18 protein-coding genes and 1 pseudogene are annotated in these 23,842 nt (G+C 40.6%); 11 read left to right on the forward strand and 8 right to left on the reverse strand.

Translation table 11 applies throughout. The annotated features are described in order from the left end of the window. Window positions 1–17: 17 nt before the first annotated feature. The 4 genes from QT16_RS05655 to QT16_RS05670 all read right to left on the reverse strand — a co-directional run bounded on the left by QT16_RS05655 (window position 18) and on the right by QT16_RS05670 (window position 5,915). Window positions 18–2,834 (reverse strand): TolB family protein, encoded by a 2,817-nt coding sequence (locus QT16_RS05655; RefSeq protein WP_039486947.1) that lies wholly within the window; start codon window positions 2,832–2,834, stop codon window positions 18–20. A 122-nt stretch (window positions 2,835–2,956) separates the two neighbouring features. Beyond that, window positions 2,957–4,504: a PH domain-containing protein gene (locus QT16_RS05660; protein ID WP_039486950.1), complete on the reverse strand. Its 1,548-nt coding sequence runs from the start codon at window positions 4,502–4,504 to the stop codon at window positions 2,957–2,959. Then, window positions 4,497–5,030 carry a PH domain-containing protein gene (locus QT16_RS05665; RefSeq protein WP_039486952.1) on the reverse strand — a complete coding sequence of 178 codons (534 nt, stop codon included), beginning with the start codon at window positions 5,028–5,030 and terminating at the stop codon, window positions 4,497–4,499. The genes QT16_RS05660 and QT16_RS05665 overlap by 8 nt, the downstream gene beginning before the upstream one ends. Window positions 5,031–5,066: 36 nt before the next feature. Continuing rightward, on the reverse strand, window positions 5,067–5,915 hold the full coding sequence (locus QT16_RS05670) for a D-hexose-6-phosphate mutarotase (protein ID WP_039486955.1): 849 nt from the start codon (window positions 5,913–5,915) through the stop codon (window positions 5,067–5,069). 427 nt (window positions 5,916–6,342) lie between these two features. Between QT16_RS05670 and QT16_RS05675 the strand changes: the two genes are divergently transcribed. The 9 genes from QT16_RS05675 (at window position 6,343) to QT16_RS05715 (ending at window position 16,839) form a co-directional block, all read left to right on the forward strand. Then, window positions 6,343–6,825 carry a MarR family winged helix-turn-helix transcriptional regulator gene (locus tag QT16_RS05675; protein WP_002960189.1) on the forward strand — a complete coding sequence of 161 codons (483 nt, stop codon included), beginning with the start codon at window positions 6,343–6,345 and terminating at the stop codon, window positions 6,823–6,825. Between the two features lie 100 nt (window positions 6,826–6,925). Continuing rightward, window positions 6,926–8,248: a porin family protein gene (locus tag QT16_RS05680; protein ID WP_002960190.1), complete on the forward strand. Its 1,323-nt coding sequence runs from the start codon at window positions 6,926–6,928 to the stop codon at window positions 8,246–8,248. Window positions 8,249–8,377: 129 nt separating this feature from the next. Continuing rightward, window positions 8,378–8,773, forward strand: coding sequence for a YbaN family protein (locus QT16_RS05685; RefSeq protein ID WP_039486957.1), 396 nt, complete (start codon window positions 8,378–8,380; stop codon window positions 8,771–8,773). A 124-nt stretch (window positions 8,774–8,897) separates the two neighbouring features. After that, window positions 8,898–9,530, forward strand: coding sequence for a PepSY-associated TM helix domain-containing protein (locus QT16_RS05690; protein WP_039486959.1), 633 nt, complete (start codon window positions 8,898–8,900; stop codon window positions 9,528–9,530). Beyond that, the gene (locus tag QT16_RS05695) at window positions 9,530–10,039 is read left to right on the forward strand and encodes a DUF2271 domain-containing protein (protein WP_024596098.1); all 510 of its coding nucleotides are present in this window, start codon (window positions 9,530–9,532) and stop codon (window positions 10,037–10,039) included. The genes QT16_RS05690 and QT16_RS05695 overlap by 1 nt, the downstream gene beginning before the upstream one ends. 34 nt (window positions 10,040–10,073) lie before the next feature. After that, the gene (locus QT16_RS05700; protein WP_002960196.1) at window positions 10,074–10,919 is read left to right on the forward strand and encodes a DUF4198 domain-containing protein; all 846 of its coding nucleotides are present in this window, start codon (window positions 10,074–10,076) and stop codon (window positions 10,917–10,919) included. A gap of 280 nt (window positions 10,920–11,199) precedes the next feature. After that, the gene (locus QT16_RS05705; RefSeq protein ID WP_039486964.1) at window positions 11,200–13,728 is read left to right on the forward strand and encodes a TonB-dependent receptor plug domain-containing protein; all 2,529 of its coding nucleotides are present in this window, start codon (window positions 11,200–11,202) and stop codon (window positions 13,726–13,728) included. 206 nt (window positions 13,729–13,934) lie between these two features. Then, the gene (locus QT16_RS05710) at window positions 13,935–14,828 is read left to right on the forward strand and encodes a DUF4097 family beta strand repeat-containing protein (RefSeq protein ID WP_039486967.1); all 894 of its coding nucleotides are present in this window, start codon (window positions 13,935–13,937) and stop codon (window positions 14,826–14,828) included. A 121-nt stretch (window positions 14,829–14,949) separates the two neighbouring features. After that, window positions 14,950–16,839, forward strand: coding sequence for a monovalent cation:proton antiporter-2 (CPA2) family protein (locus tag QT16_RS05715; protein ID WP_010554522.1), 1,890 nt, complete (start codon window positions 14,950–14,952; stop codon window positions 16,837–16,839). 81 nt (window positions 16,840–16,920) lie between these two features. Here the strand turns inward: QT16_RS05715 and QT16_RS05720 are convergent, their stop codons facing one another. The 4 genes from QT16_RS05720 to QT16_RS05735 all read right to left on the reverse strand — a co-directional run bounded on the left by QT16_RS05720 (window position 16,921) and on the right by QT16_RS05735 (window position 21,853). Further along, window positions 16,921–17,334: a hypothetical protein gene (locus QT16_RS05720; protein ID WP_039486971.1), complete on the reverse strand. Its 414-nt coding sequence runs from the start codon at window positions 17,332–17,334 to the stop codon at window positions 16,921–16,923. A 274-nt stretch (window positions 17,335–17,608) separates the two neighbouring features. Next, window positions 17,609–18,322 carry a hypothetical protein gene (locus QT16_RS05725; protein WP_039486973.1) on the reverse strand — a complete coding sequence of 238 codons (714 nt, stop codon included), beginning with the start codon at window positions 18,320–18,322 and terminating at the stop codon, window positions 17,609–17,611. A 139-nt stretch (window positions 18,323–18,461) separates the two neighbouring features. Further along, window positions 18,462–20,252, reverse strand: a complete 1,791-nt coding sequence (locus QT16_RS05730) for an alkaline phosphatase (protein ID WP_039487035.1) — start codon at window positions 20,250–20,252, stop codon at window positions 18,462–18,464. A gap of 11 nt (window positions 20,253–20,263) precedes the next feature. After that, window positions 20,264–21,853 carry an alkaline phosphatase gene (locus QT16_RS05735; RefSeq protein ID WP_039486975.1) on the reverse strand — a complete coding sequence of 530 codons (1,590 nt, stop codon included), beginning with the start codon at window positions 21,851–21,853 and terminating at the stop codon, window positions 20,264–20,266. A 582-nt stretch (window positions 21,854–22,435) separates the two neighbouring features. On the opposite strand from QT16_RS05735, the gene QT16_RS05740 reads away from it, so the two are divergent. Further along, window positions 22,436–23,185 (forward strand): GntR family transcriptional regulator, encoded by a 750-nt coding sequence (locus QT16_RS05740; RefSeq protein WP_039486978.1) that lies wholly within the window; start codon window positions 22,436–22,438, stop codon window positions 23,183–23,185. A 291-nt stretch (window positions 23,186–23,476) separates the two neighbouring features. Further along, window positions 23,477–23,593, forward strand: a pseudogene (locus QT16_RS20760) (putative sulfate exporter family transporter); the annotation flags it as partial. Window positions 23,594–23,842: the final 249 nt, after the last annotated feature.

Raw genomic sequence — 23,842 nt, forward strand, 5'->3', positions numbered from 1 at the left:
GTGGTTAACTTTAAACGCTAAAGGGAGTAATAAAAGCTTAGCCACGCTCGCATTTCATCTTCAAAACTATCGCCTTCTACTCGCGACAGTCCCATATTAAATGTTAAGTCATTTATACCAGCAGGCCCCATTCCAAAACTAAAATCACCTTGGTGTTTTATCCCGTAACTTTGTGCATATACGGTGCCGTCGAGTTGATGTTGCTTATAATAAAGCCACGGCATGCCTTCTTTAAAGCTAAAGCCGCCACCGTAACCTTGATAGCGCTTTGCAGTTGCGCTATAAAAAGGCAGCTCAGATGAAAGTACATATTCACTATTTTGCTGCTGATTAATAAGATTTGAGCTAAAGCCACCTAATGCAAGGCTGCTGTCATCACGTTGCTTTAGAGAAAAATTTGCATAAAGAGGAATACCAAACGCTTTACCAAAAATTTTGGCGGCTAAATCGTAACCTTGCCAACTATTATTTTTACTACTGCCATCGTACCAACTCGCATAAAGGCTTTGGCCTATTACAAAGTCTTGACGATCATATTGCCAATTTTGGGCAACGCCTAAACGCGTCCAATTTTTATGGCTTTGTTTATAATCAGTGTAATTGTAGGCAAGCTCTGGCGTTAAACTTAACTGCCCAAATTTAACGGGGTAACTTATTGCAGCAAAACCACCACGGGCATCCATATCTGCATTTAGGCTTTGTTGATACTGCCGCGATGTATTTAAATTATAGTCAAATAGTGCAAGTTTCAGTTTTACATCAAGCGCATTATATTTTGCCTGCACATAACCACCGTGCAGTGCTCCATCGTGTAAATCAGTGCTATATCCCGCTTGCAAGTCGAGCTGTTTTAGTAAGTCGCTACTTTTAATGCTTAAATCTAACAAACTGGTAGAAGCCGAATAATACTGCGTTCCTAGTGCAAAAGTAGCGTGCTGTTCGAGCACGTTGTAATTTGTTTGCTGCGTTGTTTGGTGCGTATATATTTTAGCTTTTGGAAGCGTATGTTCGTTTACAATGAGCAGCGGTGCTTTTTTATTAGCTGAAAGTTCAGTAACTACACTGCTGTTTATAGCTTTTGGCAGTGTTTTTACATTTGGCCCATCTGCGGTTATCGAAAAATAGAGTAACGAGCCATCAGCCATTTCAATCGGGTGGGCAACTGCCTCTTGCCCCTGAGTTAACTTGCTGAGTGTTTTACTCTCTATGTTGTAGTTATAAATATCAGTAGCGCTATTTAAACCTGCAACTAAGTAAAGTGACTCGCCATTATGGCTAAAGCTAGGCTGACTTAAATATTGATACCCGTTTGGCATAGGTACTAATTGCTGCTTATTACCACCTACATCTTGTATATACAATTGCCAGTTTTCATTTAATGACGTTGATAAATAAGCTAATTTAGTTTCATCAGGACTGAGTATTGGGTAATCGTAAGTTGTCTCAAGGCTTTTTGTAAATAATGGTGTGATGGTTTGCGTATTGAGATCAACCTTCACTAATTCAGAGTAGCCATCTCTTATTTGCTCGCCATACAAGGTTTCACCGTTACTGGTTACGCTAAATCGTCGTATACCAGCAAGTTCGGTAAGCTGTGTAATATTTCCAGTGTCAGTGTTATAGCTAAATATATCAGACACTTTGTTATAAATACCCGACTCTTCATTGCTGTACGCATTAAAGTATAACGTTGTGCTATTTACCCATTGCGGGTTTGCAATACCGGCTCGGTTAATTTGATTAAGCACTTGTTTTTGTTCGCGCTTAAACACACTTGGCGCTGTATCGGGGATGTCCTGTGCATCGTTTTCGAGTAGCTCTTTTTGCGCTTTAGTAAACTCTTCTTGCGCCTTTATGTTGTCATCCGTGCTATAAATTATAAGCTTGGTATTACTCTCTTTATCTCGCTCAACAATCGCAATCTTACTACCATCTTTTGAAAGTGCTGGGTTACTTGCATATAAGTTAAGCTCAAGCCAGAGTTCACTATTAAGTAACACCTCCCCTTGCTCTATTTGCATTGCTTTATAGGTATATTCAGCTATAAATCGGCGATATAGCTTGGCTGCACTTTGCCCAAACACACCGCTAAATGCCTCATCAAAATCACGCGTTTTTACGCCTTGCATTCGCGTCCAAACACTATCGAGTGTTTGTTCTGAATAATTTTGCTCTAACCAATTTAAAAAGCGACTACCCATTAAATACGCCATTGAGCCGCCCATAAAGCCCTGCTCGCCATTTAATTGCCCATAGGTTGGCAAAGCACCTTGCTGAGCAAATTCTCGCAGTATTGACTCTGAGTAGTTATCAAATAAACGCCCACGGCCCGTCATTTTAGACTCAATCAATGTGGCATAACCTTCGGCTACCCAGCGCGGTGTATCACTGTAAGTTAAGTCGTATAAATCCCATATGCCACGTACTTTTTGCTGCCAGTCATTGCGTGTAGGCTGTGCTAAGTGCACTAAGTGAATATATTCATGCAGTACAAGTAACTGCTGCCAGCCAGCGCTGTTTGATATAACGGTGTCGGATTGTGGTGGGGTTGTAAAAAGTGCCATTACAGGATTATTTGAGGTAGGTAGCGCAAAGCCATTTGCCGCATTTAGGGGATCAAACACCACTACATCAACTGTTTTATCAAGTGCTCGGTTTTGCTGCTCAAGCACTTTGTTGCGTACTATTTCAAGCTCTGCTGCAGTTGATTTAGCAAAATCAGCATGCTCAACACTGTAGTGAATGTTGAAATGTTCGGTATGAATAGTTTGCCAATCGGCTGCAAAGCTCGGTGCTGCTAGTAATAAAGCTGATGCGATAAGTGTTCTTTTCATGAGCGTCCCTAAAATAATTCCTTAATACCATCTAGGGTATTATTAAATGTCTTTCATGGGCAGTAAGAAAGTGTAATAAAACATGTGAAAATGGGTATTTACACATGCTTTATTAGGGTAATTTACATCCAGCTGCGAGTATCTGACTCAATCTGCTTAATTGTAAAATCAATAATAAAGTCAGCATCTTGCTGCTTTATGTAGGGCATAAATGCAAAGCCTGAAGCAAGTTGTATATACAGGCTTTTTAAGCCAGATTTTCTCATTAAGTACGTACTTATACTGCGCGCACTTTGCGCTTTATAAAGCTCAAAAACACGGTAATGAACGCCAATCATACCTTTGCGTACAACCATGTAAAATCGGCCATTATCCTCATGCATGTAATAACCATGACGCTGATACGACAAAGTAACTAAGCCAGAAAACACCACCAAAACACCAAGGCTTATCAAAGTATTAATATCAGCAATAAAACAAAAGCCAAACACGAGTGCACTCGGTAGCAATGAATAAAAGCCTAAATTTTTATACAAAAGCGCTCGCTCTGCGCGCTTAAAAGCGAGTTTTTTACTATTAAACCACGGGTAAATCCATTGGCATACACTATCAACTTGTTCGCTATTTAATACAGGTAATACTAACGTTTGTTTATTTTTTTTAGCCGCCACACCGGCTGCTATTCCGCCGCTACTTGCTTGTAAACACTCAACGGTAAATCGCTTTAGTAATCGCCCCATTAGGTTTTGTTTAATAACAATAGATTGCACTTTATCCATGCTCATAGAAAGCTGATGGCGCTCTAACAAGCCAGCAATACGTTTAAACTTTTGACCTTTAAAATAAAGCTCAAAGTTATAAAAACGAATAAGCGACATAGTCACCGATAGCATTACAGCCACCACAACTAGCAAAACAATTAAGGTGATCATCGCAAAAGCAGCAGCACTTGCCAGCATACCAAGCTCTTGTTGGTAAAAGCCTTCTACTTTCGCAATAATTTGCTTCTCTAAAAAATCGATAATCAAGTTTATAAAAGGAGCAAAAGCAGCGATTGCTAAAATAGCCATATTCGACATCAAACCAAATTTGGCTATTTCTTTATTGCTAATGCTTAGGCTGTTTTCGATAGTGTCTGTTTCGCTTTGTTCAGTATTTGGTGCTTCTTGCTGTTGCTGCGCTTTAAAATCAAATATTTGTTTACGCATTTGCTGTGCATAATCTTTAGTGACACCTGGTAAAACAACTTCTTGCGACACACTGCCAGCGGCATCAAAAATACAATTAACTAAGTTTACGGGGGTAAAATAAAACGGCTCGGCAATATTAACGTTTTGCACACGGCCAAATTTAAGCGTAAGTCGCTCTTTTTTAAATACACCTTTGTTAAGCAATATTTCGTTGTCGCTACTAATACTAAACTTAAAATTTAAATAATATAAAAATGAGTAAACAAGTAGCAAAATTAGTGCAATACCGCCTGCAACCTGCGCCCAAAACAACTTATTTTCTACTTGAGTAACAAATACGACTAGCATGGGCAGTAAGTTTAAAAGGCCATCTTTTACAAAGCGCACACTAAAGTGCACAACAAAGTATAAAAGTGCCCAGGGCGATACTTTCTGCCAGTAAATAGGGCTGGCTTTATCTTCGATAGTTGTATTACTCATCTACTAAAGCTGCCTGAGTAGTTGCGTCGTCTTGGCGGTAGTTTTGTACAAATTGGCGCATGTTTTTACAATCATCATGGGTTAGCCCGCTAATTTGTAAATCGGCACTTACACCGCCAGCGCTAAATAATTTAATGCTCGCAAGGCTAAGTTTTCGCTCTATTGGCCCTTGGTGTATTTCCATATGCTGTACACGCGCTAAAGGTAATACCGTTACTTGTTGCCAAATAACGCCTTTTTTAAAAGCAATGTCATGATTTCGCACTGCAAAACCTCGCAACCTCACACTTATTATGTTGTACGCCATAGATACGGCCACCAAAATTGGCATACCAATTAGCAAATATGTTTGTGCGTTATTAGCAAAGGCTTCATTAAAATAACAAACAGCAATAAGTGCTCCAATTAGCGGTATATAAAACAGAAGCGAGCTAAGCTGTGTATGTAATAAGGCTTTATCAGCCAATGGCTTAAAGCTAATATCACTATGCTTTGGTAAATCCATTATTTGTTGATTGTTAAACACTATTTGTCCCTATTCCTGCTTTTAATTATGGCTAGCTTACCAACTAATGGTGGTTATTAAGGTGTGGCTTTGTTTTGGCTCAAGCGTTACTTTATCTGTCAGAACATTAGCAGCCTCTAGACACAGCATTGTTTTATATTCATCGTCAGCAAAGTTAGATAAGCGTTTTGATTTTTCTATCCATGGGTTCCACAGCACACACGAACTTGAGTTTTCGCGGCTCACATTAATAACACCTTCTGGCGTATTAATGGCTTGTACTGCATTTGCTTGTGTATAAACCATGTCGGTTTCGCGATTAAAGCTTACAACATCATTTTGTACAAATGGCCCTTCACTAAACTCAATATATTGCGCGCCTTGCAAACCATCTACATGGGTATTTGTAATATCTGAGGTTGGAAAATAGGTATGCAATGCTTGAGTAAAGCTAAATGGCACACTTCCTAAGTTAGTGGTCGTTAAGCGAACCTGTAATTTATCGCTTAATATAAACTCAACTTTTAATGCGCACTGATGCGGCCAATACGTTGTATTAACAAGTTTCATGGGGAGCTTTAAACTAACTGTAATTTGCTCATCAGATTCGTGTACTTCATCAGCTTGCCACACACTTGTGCGCGCAAAACCATGGGCAGGCCACCCATCATTAGCGTGTGTGCCAAACCACGGCCAACAAATAGGAATACCACCTCGAATACTTGCCCCTTCTTGATAAGTTTCGTCTTGTGATACCCATATAAGTGGCTTGTTATTTTTAGGGATAAACTCGGTAATTTGCCCACCTTGCAAAAATATTTTTGCGTCGCACTTTTCACTAGCTATTTTAATAAACTCAAGACCGGTTTCGCTTTGCTCAATGCTAACTGATGGCGATAATTTCATACCTTCCCCTATAATACTGATACTAAAGATTTTTAATATTTGTGCAGAAACAATAATGCATGCTTAAAGTATACGCTATTGATATTAAATATTGATTGCTGAATTTGTTCATTGCCGATTAATACATATACAGTAAACTCACAAACAATTACTTTGTACTAACAGCTGTAAATGAATAATACTAAAGTCTATACAATAAGACTTGCCAATTATTCACAACATACGTACTGTGCGCAACTTAATGCACACAAGGTGCTAAGAAAATTTACCAATATTTAAACAATATAATTTTACATTAGTTACTGCTCTAACTATTAAAAACCAATAAAAGCGGGCTAAAGTACAATATATTATTTGAATTCAATTTATTTGATGTGTAACATTTCGCGATTACGGCAAACTACCGCCCCATCGACGAGATAAGCAAATGCAAAAATATGACGAGTTATTGGTTTCTTTACGTAAAGTTATCCGCGCGATTGACTTACATTCTAAGCAGCTAAATAAAACTTCGGGTTTAACTGGCCCACAATTGCTTATAATGCAAGAAGTGCAAAAAACCGATGGAATAACGGCGAGCCGTATTGCTCAAAATGTAAATTTAAGCCCAGCAACGGTCACCAATATTCTCGACAGAATAGAAAGCAGAAACTTAGTAACACGCGTACGCAGTCAAATGGATAAACGCAGAGTGAGCTTATACCTCACCGATAAAGGAAAAGAGTTACTTGATAAAGCACCTCAGCCATTGCAAGAACACTTTATTGAAAAGTTTTCTGCACTTGCTGAATGGGAACAGAGCCTTTTACTCTCATCAATGCAGCGTGTAGCCGCAATGATGGATGCAGATAAATTAGATGCATCGCCCCTTCTAGAAGTTGGTGCGCTTACTCAAGCTCCTAAAGAATAAATAATAAAAAAAATACATAGTTTTTGTACTTACCCTAAACGTAAGGCGTTTTTTTACGTCTTGAATTTTTTATTTTTTAATCAAAATCTGAGCGGCAATTATGACTAAACTCTCAAAATTAACACTAGCACTAGTTCTAGGTGGTGTTACAAGTACTTCTTATGCGTCTGATGATCTAGACACGTTACAAAGCCAACTTAAGCAGTTAAAGCAACAAATGCAACTGCTTGAAAATAAGTTAGCTGATGAAAAAACAAAACAGCAAAAAATTAATGAGCAACACAAGCAAGAAGTTGCAAAAATTAGTAAAAAAGCTGATAACAAAGAAGTTGTTGTTGCTGCCGCTGAATCTGAGAAAAAAGACGAAGGTGTTAAAATTGGTGGCGCAGTGCGTTTTAATTACAGCACTAATTCATACGATGAAGACACTCAAGATCGTAGCGGCGACTTAGACTTCGAAGTATTTCGCATTAACTTATCTGGCGAAATAAACGATATTTCTGTTAATGGTGATTTTCGCTTTTACGATTACATGACCATTGTTAAGTATGCATACTTAGGTTACGAATTTACTGATGGCTGGGAAGCACAAGCAGGTATTGCACCTGTCCCTTTTGGTAATGGCCCATACAACTCACACAGCTATTTTTTTAGCACTAACTACTATGTTGGCCTAGAAGACGACTTTGATTTGGGTGTAACAGTAAACCGTAAACTAAAAGATAACTGGAAACTAGACCTAGGCTTTTTCAAAAATGATGAAGTAGGCGGCGTTGATGGCAGCTCTGAAGTTAACGAGCGTTACTCTTTTGATATAGTTGGTAGCCGTGCAACAACCGAAGGCACATACGATGCACCTGGCTCTCGCCTTGGTGAATACAACACATTTGCAGCTCGTACGGTGTACCAAATTGAGCATGGCGAAAACGCTAAAACCGATGTGGGTGTATCACTATTAAGCGGTGGCTTACATGATGGTAACGACCGTGCAGGTAACTACGGCGCATGGGCGTTCCACGTAAACAGCCAAATTAATAACTGGAATATTCAATTTCAGCACGGTGAGTACGACTACGATCTAGACGACAACAGCAACCGCTTTGTTGTAGGTGCGTTTGACTACTACGACACCGTATCAAGCGAAGCTACCATGACTAACTTTAACGTAGCTTACGATCTATCGGTTGATTTAGGCCCTATAACAGGCGTACAGTTTTACAACGATTACGGCATCATTTACGACAAATCTGACGACAGTGCAGATACATGGATGAACGTAACAGGTATGAGCGTATCAGCAGGCCCGTTATTTACGTACTTTGACTTTATTCAAGCACGTAACCAGCCATTTATTGGCGGAACAATTATTGGTGATGGCGATACAGAGCGTCGCTTTAACATTAACGTAGGTTACTACTTCTAAATAAGTAAAACCTATTTTATAAATTTAAAAGGGCAAACTTAGTTTGCCCTTTTTTATGTTTTTACACTTCGATTTTATAACTATTTGGCCTACAATCCAAAGTATCAGCCATTACTAAAAAGAGCCTAAGTGAATATAAAAGCAGTGTTTATTTGTTATAAAAACTTATGGTTTAAAGCACTTGGCTTAATACTTGTAGCCTTGGGCATTATTGGCATTGTGCTGCCGGTCATGCCTACCACTATATTTTTTATTTTAGCGCTCACTTGCTTTACTCGCTCATCACCCGCGCTTGAACAATGGCTGTTAAACCACCCTCGTTACGGTGCAACTTTGCAGCAATGGCAAGCTCATAAAGTAGTGCCTGTAAAAGCCAAATGCTACGCCGCCATTGGCATGTTAATTGGATTTATATTTTTACAGTATTCAGCCGCCCCTATTTGGGTTATTTATCTCGTTGCAGTAATAGAAGTATTGGTAATGATTTACCTTATTTTAAGACCTTCCAGCCCTCCTAAGCATTAAATATTCATTTTTTACCTGCATACCACCTTTGTTTTAAAGTTTTTATGTAAAGATAAGTAAGTAAATTTGTAATAGCTAATGCAAATCATTATCATGTTGTAAATTTAATTTATTTACTGTTTTTATGTCGTTTATTAACAAGCGGGCTTTGTATAGCACAAGCCGTGCTCTACATATTTATATTTCTACAGCTTTGTTTTTTTTGCTTATCTTATTTTGCGTTAGCGGCATTGTGCTCAACCATATTGATTGGCTTAAAAACGATAAAAATAACGGTCAAGTAACTGCAATAATTCCAGCAGAGCTAGTTACCAAAGCGAATGAGCAGCTAAATACGCTGCCAACGCTTTACCCTGAAATAGAAGCTTACCTAGCCGAGCAATATGCACTTACAAAAGTAAAAAGCATTGAGTGGGAAAAAGAAGACGCGCTTGTCATGCTCGACTACCCACTGCCTGCTGGGTTTGCCTACGCAGAGCTTGATTTTACAACTGGCGAGCTAAATCTTGATTACCAAACAGGTGGCTTTTTAAGCCTTATTGGCGACTTACATAAAGGCCGCCACAGCGGTGAAGTATGGAGTTGGGTAATTGATATATCTGCCGTACTAATGATTTTATTTGCCATCACCGGCATGATTATTTTGTTTCAAAATAGAAAAAAACGCTTAGCAGGAATATGGATAACCGTACTAGGAGTGGCAACTCCACTGGTTATTTATTTATGTTGGGTTCCACAAATAAAAGGAGTGTCTTAATGGTTAAATTTAAATTATTTATAAGCGCCGCATTACTGCTCGTAGCTGCGTTTTTTCAAACAACGGCGCATGCAAAAACACCACAGCTAGAGGTTGAATTAACGCTTCCTGACTTAGAAGTACAACCGTATCACCGCCCATACGTTGCAGTTTGGCTTGAAACACCAGAGCGCAAACACGTTACAACGCTTGCACTTTGGGTGCAAAAAGCAGAATGGTTTAAAGACTTACGTCAATGGTGGCGTAAAGCTGGTAAAAGCGATGCCAACTTTGACGGCATTAGCGGCGCAACCAAGCGCGCGGGTACTTACACCATAAATTGGCAAGGTAATGATTTAGACGGTAACCCAGTAAAACCAGGTAAATACTTACTAAATATTGAAGTTGTACGCGAAGAAGGCGGCAGAGACTACACCCGCGTTGAGCTCGATTTAACTAAATCAGGCAAACTAACAATTGATGGTAAAAACGAGTTTTCTAAAAGCTTCGTCACTGTAAGCACTAAGTAGCTGCTACTTAATCATTTGAATTTAAGGAAATACAATGAAAATTAATTTATTAAAAACGGCATTAATCGGCGCATTGAGCTTATCTGCTTTAGTGTCAACTTCAGCAAGTGCACACGGACGTTGGTTACTACCTTCGCATACATCTTTATCAGGCGATAAAGCGCATTACGTAATGATTGACGCTAGTATCTCTAACGAAATGTTTGCACCAGACAAAGCCTTTAAGCCTAAAGAAAAAGGCGCCGAGTACGACGACACATTATTAATGGCACTTGCGCCTAATGGTGAGCCAGTAAGCGACACCATTCGTGCTTATTACTTAAAGCGTAAAAGCTCAGCTGCGGTAAGCTTAACAGAGCAAGGCACTTACCACATTGCAATGACCCAAAAGCCAATGTACATGACCTTCTATAAAAACGAAGAAGGTAAGCGCAAGCGTGTATTTGGTAAAAAAACAGAAGCCGAGTTACCTAGCAATGCAAAAGATGTAACGACAACGAAGGTTGTTTCAACAGTAGATACATTTGTAAGCCGAAATGGCACCTCAAAACCTGCACAGCTAGGTTTAGGCTTAGAGCTTAGCGGTCCAACGCATCCAAACGATTTATTTGTAGGTGAACAAGCACGTTTTCAGTTACTACAAGATGGTAAATCTGCTGGTGAAGGCGTTGAAGTAAGTATTTTAAAAGGCGACACACGCTACCGTAACGAGCGTGGCGAAGTAAAAGTAACGACCGATAAAGACGGTATGTTTACAATTACGTGGAAAGAGCCAGGCCTATACCTAATCGAAACCTCTAACAAGGTTACCGTAAATGAAGAAGGCGTAGATGCAGGACGTTATGCATTATTTACAACGCTTGAAGTTGCCCCTGAGTAATTTAAATTACTAAATTTAAAAAATTGAAAGGCCAAGCATTTGCTTGGCCTTTTTACGTCTTACTAACTTTTATCTAAAATCCCCTTGAATTCGCAACCATTCGACACAAGATTGCAACTACAACGATCCAAACGCCTATATCACGCGTAAACAGTGACCTTATATGTTAACAACTTAGAATATCTTAGATAGTTTTCATCTTTGCACTAGGGTAGTCGCTTCTATATGATGCGCTCCTTTTTAAAATCAATAGTCAGCAGCCCTCAAGGGAATCAACATCATGTTAAAGCCATTATCAGCCAAAAAAGTAGCACTTAGCCTGGCCGTTTCTTCTGCACTTAGTGCACCCTATTCTTCTGTATTTGCTGCAGAACAAGATGTTCAAGCCGAAAAAAGCATTGAAGTGATTTCAGTAACAGGTACTCGCCGTAGCTTACGCAGTATTGCCGAAAGCTCAGTACCTGTAGATATTATTACCAGCAGTGATATGCAAAGTACGGGTCAGCTAGAAATAAGCCAAATACTAGCAAACCAAGTACCTAGCTTTAACTACCCAAGTGCCACTATGGGTGATGGTACTGACCATGCAAAACCAGCTGTTTTACGTGGATTAGCACCCGATCACACATTAGTACTTATAAACGGTAAGCGCCGCCATGCCGGTGCGCTATTAAACTTAGCAGGTGTTGTTGGTCGAGGCTCTACCGCTGTTGATTTGAACATGATCCCAACCTCTGCAATTAAACGTGTTGAAGTACTTCGTGATGGCGCAGCCGCACAGTACGGTTCTGATGCAATTGCTGGGGTAATTAACATTGTACTTAAAGATGCCTCAGAAGGTGGCAGCGTTAGCGTAACGTACGGTAAATACGATACTCAAATGGCTGGCGTACCTCAGCTAGAAAGCACCTATGCAGATGCTAACGGCGACTTAGCGTTTAATACCGGTGGCGACAGAGAAGTAAACGACGGTGCAACACGCACTGTTAGTGCAAACTCTGGTTTTGCGTTATCTGATAACGGCTTTGTAAACGTATCAATTGAATACCGCGATAACGACTCAACGCAGCGCTCAGGCTTTGACCCACGCGAACAATACAGCCGTCTTGATGATGGCAGCCTAGACCCACGCGAATTTACTATCGATCGTTACAATCACCGTTTTGGTAAAGCTGACCTTGAAGATTACGCGTTGTTTTACAACATGGGTTACGATTTAGATAACGGCTTAAACCTTTATTCATTTGGTAGCTACTCAAAGCGTGAAGGTAATTCAGGTGGTTTTTACCGCCGAGCAAAAGACAGCCGTAACGTTTTAGAAGTGTACCCAGATGGCTTTTTGCCGCAAATTGAAACAGACGTACAAGACTACTCATTTGCACTGGGCTTAAAAGGCGAAACTAACGACTGGACATGGGATGTAAGTACCAACTACGGCCGCAACGACTTTGGTTTCGGCGTTGTAAATAGTATTAACACATCACTAGGTGCCGACAGCCCAACTGAATTTGATAACGGTGCACTGGTTTACGATCAGTTTTTAGTAAACGCAACGGCCAACACCACACTCGATTTAGGCTTACCCGATGACGTATTTTTTACCATAGGTACTGAATACCGCCACGAGAGTTACAAAATAGAAGAAGGCGAAGAAGCGTCTTACATCACCGCACTTGATAGCGACGGCAACCCAATTGCAGCCGGTGGCGCGCAAGTACTTGCTGGTTTTGGACCAGAAAGTGCGACTGACGAAAGCCGTCATAACATCGCTTTATTTGTTGAGTTTGATACCTACTTAACAGAAAAATGGAACGTCGTTTTAGCGGGTCGTTATGAAGATTACAGCGACTTTGGCGACACATTTACCTCTAAACTTGCTTCGCGTTACAGCATTACAGAAAACCTATCGCTGCGCGGTGCAATTAGCACAGGTTTCCGCGCGCCATCTTTAGCGCAAAGCTCGTACCGCCAAATCTCTACTGTACTTGAAAACAACCAACCATTTGAAGTTGGTTTATTCCCAACCGATTCAGCCGCAGCGCAAGCACTCGGTGCTCAGCCGTTAGATGCAGAAGAGTCAGTAAACGTTACTGCGGGCTTTATGTACACGCAAGGCAGCTTTAGCTTAACCGTTGATGCGTACCGTATTGATATTGATGACCGTATTGTATTGTCTGAAAACTTAGAGGGCGATGCCGTAGTAGAAATACTACAAAATGCCGGTGAGCTAAATACCGAAAGCGTACGTTACTTTACCAACGCTATCGACTCACGCACGCAAGGTGTAGATATAGTTGCCACTTATAACCTAGATTTAGACAACTTAGGTGATTTACGTTTAAACGTAGCAGCTAACTTTAACGATACCGAAGTAACACACGTAAACGACAACCCAAGCGAACTAAACTCACTAGGTGACGACTACGTAGTATTTGCACGTCGTGAAGTAGGTCGCTTTGAAGAAGGCACGCCAGATAGCAAATGGAACCTATCAGCAGTGTGGAACTTTAACGAATGGCAAACAACGCTTCGTGCCACACGTTATGGTGAAGTCGCTGATATTTCAACTACAGCTGATCGCGATGAATACCTAGACCCTAAATGGATCACCGACTTAGAAGTGGCATACCGTCCAGACGAATATTGGAAATTTGCCGTTGGTGCAAACAACTTATTCGATCAATACCCACAAGCCACCGTGGATAACATTGGTTACTCTGACTTTGGCCAAATATTCCCGTACACACCGTATGCACCTTACGGATTAGACGGACGTTTCTTATACGGTAATATTACTTACAGCTTTTAATTAGTTTACTAATAAAAGCAGAGCAATTATAAAAGGATGCATCACGCATCCTTTTATATTAATAATTAGTTATTTTAACCACTTATTAGTATTTCAACTTTCATAAAAAACCACCACCCTATATAAAACAACAGCTTACATTTCGGCCTCATTTTTGCTCTATATTGTTTATATAAATACAAACAATAAATACCAAAGGACTAAACATGAGCTCATCAACTGTATCTAGCATTACAAAACCACTTTCACTTATTGGCGGAATTTTATTATTAAGTGGCTGTGTATTTCATATATCGCCAAGCGTTGCCTCAGTAAAGCAAACTCAACAGCTATCACTGCCAAGCAATAATCTTGAATATTTAAATGTGTTCAGCGGCGCAGGTAGCCTTGAAATAAAAGGCTCAAAAACGGCCACCAGCATCAGTGTTGATGCCACTATTTACACAGCCGACATTGAAGACGAATACGAGCTAACGCTAGATCAAAACGGTAAACAGGCAAAGCTTGTTGCCCAAAATAAAAGCCGTAATGGCATTAGCTTTTACAGTGGTCAATCTCCAAGTATTAATTTAGTGGTTACTGTGCCAAGTAATCTAAATTTAGATATTGATGATGGCTCTGGCGATATTTTTATAAGTGCTATGCAAAGCAATATTGATGTAAAAGACGGCTCGGGGAATTTAACGATAAGCGGTGCTAAAAACCTAACTGTTGACGATGGATCAGGTGAAGTAAACTTTGAAAACATCACAGGTAATTTAGAATTAACCGACGGCTCTGGCAGTATTCATATAAACAACGTAAGCGGCAATGCAACTATTGACGATGGTTCTGGCGAAATGCACGTGAGCAACATAAACGGTTCGCTAAACGTTGAAGATGGATCGGGTGATTTAGTGATAAGCCATATAAGCGGTACTGTTAATGTTGATGATAACTCTGGCGACATGATCATTGAGCATATTGGCTCAAACGTATCAATTGAAGATGGTTCGGGTGATATTCGCGTTAATCATGCAAAGGGGCTGAGCATTACTGAGTCGGGCTCGGGCGATGTAAGTATCGATAATATTAGCGGTTCAGTAAAAGTAGCTGACTAACAGTATGAGCTAAAAATAACGTATTTTCAGCCACATGAATTATTGTATTTTATAAGAACCTAAGTCATTCTATTTATGCTCAAATACCTTGAGCATAAATAGAATGACTTAGGATAAACGCGTGTTAGAAATTGCTTTAATTTACTTAGCAGCAGCCATTGTAGCTGTCCCTATTGCAAAACGAGTCGGACTTGGCTCTGTGTTAGGTTATTTAATTGCCGGAATACTCATTGGCCCTTATGCGTTGGGTGTTGTAGGCGATCAAACCGATGTAATGCACTTCGCTGAATTTGGCGTAGTAATGATGCTGTTTTTAGTGGGCCTTGAACTACAACCTTCGCGTTTATGGACATTACGCCACTCTATTTTAGGGCTTGGCGGCTTACAGGTTGTGCTATCGGCAGCAGCTATTTTTGCATTTTGTTATTGGTTTTTTGCCATGCATTGGCAAACCGCACTCGCCATTGGTTTAATGCTCGCGCTCTCCTCTACCGCTATTGTACTGCAAAGCCTTGAAGAAAAAGGCTGGCTAAAGCAAGAAGCCGGACAAAACGCTTTTTCGGTATTGCTGTTTCAAGACATCGCAATTATTCCTATTTTAGCCCTATTGCCACTGCTTGCATTTGCCCCGCAAACTAGCACAAAAGAAATCAGCGATTCGATTATTGCAAGCTGGCCTGTATGGCAACAAGTATGTGTATCGGTTGCGGTTATTGCCGCTATTATTGCCGGTGGTAAATATGTATCGGCGCCGTTATTTAGATACATTGCCCAAACACACATGCGTGAAATATTTACTATTTTTGCACTGTTTTTAGTGGTCGCTATTGCGCTAGTTATGCAAAGTATTGGTTTATCGCCTGCTTTGGGCACATTTTTAGCCGGCGTTGTACTTGCCGAGAGTGAATTTAGACACGAATTAGAAGCCGATATTGAACCCTTTAAAGGCTTACTGTTAGGATTGTTTTTTATAACTGTTGGCGCATCAATTAACTTTGAACTGCTATTTAACGAGTTTAGTACCGTTATTGGCTTAGTGGTTTTACTTATTGTAGTTAAAGCCTGCATTTTATTTGCCCTTGCCGTTACCTTTAAAATTAACAGTAAACAGCAGTTATTATTTGCCCTAGCCCTTGCCCAAGGGGGTGAATTTGCGTTTGTACTTTTAAGCGTTACCACCACCTTAAGTATTTTAACGCCCGAGCAAACCAGCCTTGTTACCTTAGTTGTGGCGGTATCAATGCTAATAGCGCCGTTATTACTTATGGTTTATGAGCAAATACAAAAACGCAGCAGCAGTGCTTTACCTGAGTTTGATAAGCCAGAGCAAATTAGCACCGCTAAGCACGTAATTATTGCGGGCTACGGACGTTTTGGTCAAATTATGGGGCGTTTACTGCACGCGCAAGGCTACGAAATTACCGTACTTGATCACAGCCCTAGCCAAATAGAATTACTACGCCGTTTTGGCAATACTGTATTTTATGGCGATGCCGCACGCCAAGAACTCCTTGAAGCCGCAGGCGCGCACACAGCGCAAATGCTGGTAATTGCAATTGATAACCCCGATAAAACCATTGAGATAATTAAACTAGCGCATAAAAACTACCCGCAACTTAAAATAGTTGCTCGCGCAATCGACCGCCGCCATGCGTATCAGTTACTTAATTTAAAAGTAGATGCGTTTAACCGCGAAACAGTCGACTCAGCTATTAACCTTGCCGTAGAAGCACTCGAGTTACTAGGTAACACTAAGCAAGATGCAGAGCGCGCCGGTAAGCTATTTAGAGACCACGACCGCGCTGCAGTACTGCAACTTGCTGCATTATGGGGAGACGACGCCAGCTACGGCGTAGCCGTGCGCCAACGTATGGAAGATTTAAAACAAGTGCTGCAACAAGATAAACAAGCACAAAGCGATTTAAATACCTGCGATAGCGGCGACTGCGAAGACGGCTTAACAGAAGTAGCGAGTAAACCTAAAAAGCCTGATGATGCTCATTTGGAGTAGTATTGAGTCATCGTGTTTGTGCAGTTAGCAGACAACCTCAGCTCTCCGTTTAGAGTGAAAAATAGTTGGTTAAATAACCAACTATTGCTCAGATGATGGTTCTGGCACTTTTAGAGGGCTAGGTTGATTTGACATTATTTCATTATTTTTCTCTGTAATTGTTTTGTATTTATCCATCATTGCGACTATTGCTGAATTACCGGTATCAATAGTGCCCTCAAGTGCGGAGCTTAATGTAGCTATTTCCATTACATCATCTCTTGCCCTTACATAGACTTGTGCGGCTTCATATTGCTCAGGAGTTTTTGGATGAAGAAGTGATATCTGATTTTGCCACGCAACTTGCTTTTGATTAGCCGCAGCATTTATGCCAGCTAACAAATACTGCAGTTCGTGCTTCCTTTTTTTACCTTCATTTATTACTGCTGTCTGATAAATAGCGATTCCTGTTCCGACGAAACCAAATAGTAAACCTAAAATTTCAGATACGCTCATGATTTTCCTTAGTAATACTAACAGCTCTACTGAAGGGCACTTTTATTATTTTCACAAAAATGTCCCTATCGTGTGAACTTCTATTAATATCAAATAGTGTAAATTATTACCAACTATAAATATTATGCGGCTGATGGTGTAGGTTTTATAAAAATAGGAAAGTGTTTGTTATATTACTGGGGTGGGAATAGCTTAAATTAATCTATTTTTGAAAATTGGCTTGTAGCTCATAGCGGCCTGTCATTTTTAGCTATGAACTACAACATTTAAAAACCTAGTGGTGGTGCCCGCCTTGAATAGCCTCGCCCTGCTGATTATAAAAACCTGTTGCGCTGTGCTCAATAAAACCAAGGTTTATCATTTTAGCTAAAAACGGGTCACCTTCGTTATCGCCAATGTCGGCGTAATCGGTGGTTTGAAAGCGATCCCACTGTGCAAATTGAGCACTAATTAATGGCACATCAGTGCTTACATTATTAAGGCTTAGCAATGTACTTGTTTGGCTTTTTTTATTACTAATACTAAATGTTTTAACTAATTTTGAATGCGTGTAAAAGGCGAGGTTAAAGTCGTTGCCATTTTCGCTCAGTGTATAGTTTTTTACTTCATCGCAGCCTTTGCCTTGTGTGCTTACTAGGGTCATTTTTTCGATTAGGTGGTTATCCACCAGCTGACTTTTAGCACTCCAGTTTTGTACGCCGCGTACTTCAGATGGTTGATATTCTATGCCGCGTTGCTGGGCGTTAAAGTAACGTATTGGTCGTATTTGATTATTGGCTAAATGCTGCCAAAGCTCGGTTATTACTTCACTTTGATGTGCTACTTGCTGATTGTTTCGCCAAAGGGTAAGTGACTCGCTACTTTGCTGCGCTTTATGGCTGTTGGTAATTTTATAATCCGCTTTTAAATGCTTGGCATCAATGTCACATTGCGAGGCAAAGCTACTTGTACTTACAAGCGTGGCAATTATTAATAACGCTTTTTTCATTTAGCTATCTCTTATTTATATTTCAAGTTTATGGCAATAACATAACGATTATAAATGTCAGTTTAATGACAAAAACCCCGCACAGTATGCGGGGTTTTTTATTTAGATATATTTAACTAAATTTATAACTAGCCGGTATTTATTGCGCTAGTTTTTCGTCTGCTGTTTTTACAAAGTCAGCGGCAAAGTCCATTACATGGAATAAAAAGCTTTGCTCGTTTGTGCCTGTTACCAAGTGTGCACCTGGCCCCATTGCATAAACGCCTACGTCTTCACCGGCATGTGTTTCTGAGCCCATTGGTACCAGTGCTTCTTGATGAAAACCAGGTGTTGTTGTATCAACATCAGTTAAATCAACACGCCCTGTAACAGGTGCAAACGCGTAACCTGCATCGGCATCGGTCTCGCTGCCTAGGTTTCTAAAACCACCACCATTGGTGTAACCAACCGTTGTATAAGGCATATCGTCGGCAGCTAAGCTTGGCTCAGTAGCGCCTACTGCAACCACTTTACCTAAAATTGGGTTACCGCGTTTAGGGTAACCGGCAATGGTAAATACATGGCTGTGATCGGCAGTTACAACTATTAATGTTTCTTCTGGGTTGGTGTTTTCCATTGCCACTTTAACGGCTTTAGCAAGCTCAATAGTGTCGTTTAACGCGTTATAAGCGTTACCCGCATGATGCGCGTGGTCAATTCGACCCGACTCAACCGTTAAGAAAAAACCTTGCTCGTTGTTATCAAGTACGTTTATTGCTTTTTCGGTCATTTGTGAAAGCGAAGGCTCGCCTGCTACATCGTTTGCACGGTCAGCTTCGTACTGCATGTGGGACTCGTTAAATAAGCCAAACACTTTAGTGGCGTCGTCACTTATTGCATCAAAACCGGTTTGATCCATTACGTACGTGCCATTTGGATATTGCGTTTTCCACTCTGCGGTTAAGTCGCGGTTATCTGTACGATCCCCTTCAACAGCACTTACTGCATCGGCTGAATTAAACGCGGCATCTTTTGGTAAAAAGTGACGACGACCGCCGCCCATTACTACGTCAATACCGTCTACATCAACACCACTAAAGCGTGCTTCTAGGTTGGCTTCAAAGTTAACTAGTTGCGATGCAATGTCTTCACACGTTGCAGCACTTTCTGGCATATCGGAGATATCTTCCCAATTACGCTCTGCCGATTTAGCATACGTTGCAGCTGGTGTTGCGTGAGTAATACGCGCTGTCGAAATAATCCCTGTTGCTTTGCCTGCAATTTCAGCAAGCTCTAACGAGGTAACAAGTTCGTGCCCTTTGCCTGATGCACAATTACCACGTTCAACCGCTTCATCAATACCAATAACGCCTGCGTCGGTTTTAACACCCGATGCCATTGCGGTCATAGTTCCTGCCGAATCTGGCGTTTGCGCATCTACGTTGTATGTTTTTACAAAGCCCGAAAAAGGCATAGTTTCAAAGCTTAACTGGTGATCTTCACCCATTTCGCCCTCTAACTGCCCCGCTAAAATACGTGCTGCGGTTATGGTAGAAATACCCATACCATCGCCCACAAATAAAATTACGTTTTTAGCTTTGCCTGATTCAGTAACAATGTTGCTACTGGCTGTTTGTGCTGCACCTAATTTTGTTTGTGCTTCACTAAACCACGTATTGCTAGTGAGCGAGGCTAACTGCTCGGTAGTTAACGACGTTGCAGGTGCATTACACACTAAATTAGTTGAGTTAACTTCGTCGCTATCTAGCACGTCGTTATTATTGGTATCTGCGCCTACTTGCGTCTCTACACCACCATTAATACACTGCTCAGAGCCCACTGCAATAGCGTTATCTACTGCGATAATATTATTTTCATTTTTGTTATCGTCACTCGAGCAACCTGCTAGCGCGACCATTACTGCCAAAGAAAGTACCGTTAATTTGTTCATGTTAGCCGCCATTATTGCTGAGTTAGTTCAAGAGCTTGATTAATTAAATGAAATACAACGTTTTGTTCAATTACGCCCTGTGCTAGCTGAGCACCAGGACCTTTAGCATGTAAAGATATGTCTTCACCTGCGTGTGTTTCTGAACCCATTGGTACGGTTGCTTCTTGGTGAAAACCTGGGGTTGTTGTATCAACGCCATTTAGCTCAACACGCCCTGCTACAGCAGCACTTGTGTAGCTTGCATCAGCATCAGTCTCGTCGCCTAAATTTCTAAAACCTAAGCCATTTGCGTAACCGACTGTGGTGTACGGCATATCGTCGGCGGCTAAGCTTGGCGTTGTTTCGCCTACTGCAACTACTTGACCTAAAATTGGATTACCACGCTTAGGGTAGCCAGCAATAGTAAATACATGGCTGTGATCGGCGGTTACTAAAATCAGGGTTTCTTCTGGGTTGGTGTTATCTACCGCAGCTTGCACGGCTTTAGCAAACTCAATGGTGTCGTTAAGCGCGTTGTATGCATTACCTGCGTGGTGCGCGTGGTCAATTCGACCCGACTCAACCGTTAAGAAAAATCCGTTATCGTTTTTACCAAGCACTTCAATTGCTTTAGTGGTCATATCGGTAAGTGAAGGCTCGCCCGCTACATCGTTTGCGCGGTCAGCTTCGTACTGCATGTGCGATTCGTTAAATAAACCAAATACTTTAGTGGCGTCGTCTGCTATTGCATCAAAGCCTGTTTGATCCATCACGTACGTAGCATCTGGGTATTGCGTTTGCCACTCAGTCACTAGGTTGCGCTCGTCAGTACGGTCGCCTTCTATAGCACTTACTGCATCTGTTGAGTTAGCTGTTTCGTCTTTTGGTAAAAAGTGACGACGACCGCCACCCATTACAAAATCAAGACCGTCTACGTCGGTCCCTACAAATCGTGCTTCTAGGTTTTTTTCAAAGTTAACCAGTTGCGATGCAATGTCTTCACAGCCACCTGTTACTGCATCTTCTGGCATATCTGATACGTCTTCCCAGTTACGGTCAGCCGATTTAGCATATGTGGCAGCAGGGGTTGCATGAGTAATACGTGCTGTAGAAATAATACCGGTAGATAGCCCTTTAATTTCAGCCAATTCGGTCGCGGTAATTAGCTCGTTACCTGCCACTGTTGAACACACGCCGCGTTCAATATCTTCGTCTACACCAATAACGCCCACATCGGTTTTTACACCCGAAATAATAGCCGTCATCGTGCCTGCTGAATCAGGAGTTTGGGCATCTACGTTATACGTTTTAACTTGTGCAGAGTATGGGAACTCTTCAAAGCTTAAATAACCTTCTTCGCCAGATTGATTATTACGCTGCCCTTGTAAAATGCGCGCGGCGGTAAGTGTAGAAATACCCATGCCATCGCCAACAAATAAAATGACGTTTTTAGCTTTAGTGGCTTGTGTAGCCTGCGCTTGTGCTGTTTTTGTTGTTAGTTTAGTTTGCGCAGCGCTATACCAGCTGCTGTCTTTTTGGCTTTGCGGTAGTACATCAGCATGGCTAACTGCGCTAAACGCAAATGTTAGCGCGATTGCCGCAGCGACTTTTTTAATTTTCATCCGTAATTCCCATTGTTTAGTGGTTATTTTTTGAAATGTGTAAACACAAAAAAGATCAACCGCTGCACTATAGAAAACAGATGTGACTGATAAAGGTAATTTTGATGAAAGTAAGGTGACTAAACTATTACAAAAATAAGTCACAAAAAAAGCGCAACGTGTTAAACGTTGCGCTTTTAAGGGAAATTATCGAGGGAGTTATTTAAAATCTGGCGAAAATGCTATATCTAACCCAGAACGCCTGTACATGAAACCACTACTACCTCTGCCGGAGAGTTAAATTCGTCAATTTCAGCTTTAGTGTAAGTGATATCACCGGTACTACGGGTAAATTTAATCGAGTAATTGTATTTATAACACTGAAAAACGAGTGGCAAACCCAGTGAAAAAACAATCCATCAAGTAATGTGGTTACTCCGCCTGAGATTAAAATGAATAAGGACGATTTTTAAACATAATATGCAGTTTGCCTCAATAAGAAATTACTGCGGTAGCTCACGTTTAATCAAGAAACGCAAATATGCGTAAAAGGCTTCACCTATGATATAACTACAAGTGGATTAAATTTAATGGTAAATAACAATGAGTAACTCTATGTTTGATCACAAATTAAGTAGCCCAAGCTTGGATTTTCAACCACTCTACTTACAAGTGGCTGATAGTATAAAACAACTCATTGTTAAACGGCATTGGTTGCCCGGCGAGGCTTTACCAAGCGAATTTCGCCTTGCTGAAGAATTTAACGTAAGCCAAGGTACTGTTCGTAAAGCGCTTAATTTATTAACCGACAATAAAATAGTAACTCGCCGCCAAGGCGTTGGTACGTTTGTATCAGAGCATACCTCGCAAGATGCCTTATTCAGGTTTTTTCCGTTACAAGCCGACGGTAAAAGTGACAACTCACCAAAGGCAGAACTGCTATCGGTTGAGCTTTGTGCAGCGCCTGCTGAAGCTATAAAGGCTTTGCAGCTAAATAAAAAAGACAAGGTTACTAAGCTTGTTCGCAGACGCATTCTCGATAACGAATTTTGCATGAGCGAAACTATATACCTACCGCAAAGCTACTTTCCTGATATACATAAAAGTAGTGATATACCGCACACACTATATCATTACTATCAGAGTAAATTTAACCAAACGGTACACAAAACCCAAGACAGTATTAAAGCCGTACTTGCTACAATAGATGATGCAAAAATGCTTGCTATAAAAGCAGGCGATCCACTGCTGTTAGTATCGCGCATTACCGAATCAATCGAAGGTAAGCGTATTGAATACCGCCTAAGTAAATGCCGTAGCGATCACTATCATTACCAAATTGAGCTCGACTAGTTAAACGTACTTAAACTACTAATTAGCAATCTTAGCGCGTAACCATTAAATATTTTTTAAAGGCACCATAATGAATTAGGTGGTGCACTTCCAATTAGAATCTATGAAGCCTTACCTTGATGGCTTTCTGCAGGCTTTCCATCCACTAATCAGCCGCTTTGCTGTAAACGCAGCATGATTCACTTATTACATAACGCATCTTCGAGATAAATTCCTATTGAAATAATTAAGTACCCTACTGGAAGGAGGGGTCTATTTATTAAGCTTAGAGTAATAATATTGTGTACAAACGGTATGAAAACTAATTTAGGAAAACTAACCGAAGTAGGTATGAAACCCATTATTTTAATTGTGGCTGAAACACTTTGGATTGCGTTATTAATACTTGGATTTGTAATTTGGAGCTAAAGAATTACATTATTTAGGGTATATCTCAAAAAAAATTAGTAGGTAATTAGGTCATGTTTTAACCAATTAAAAGCTGTGTTTTGCCTACTTTAAAACTACGCACAAAAACAGGCTTAACGTATTGATTAAACAAAGCTTACCTTTATTTTAAAAGTATGAAATGTCATCTTAATCATAACTAGTTAGTTAAAAAAACAACAAACAAATAAAGTACTTACTCTAAAATAAATTTACAATAGGGCTTGGTAT

The sequence above is a fragment of the Pseudoalteromonas distincta genome, assembly GCF_000814675.1.
Lineage (GTDB): Bacteria > Pseudomonadota > Gammaproteobacteria > Enterobacterales > Alteromonadaceae > Pseudoalteromonas > Pseudoalteromonas distincta.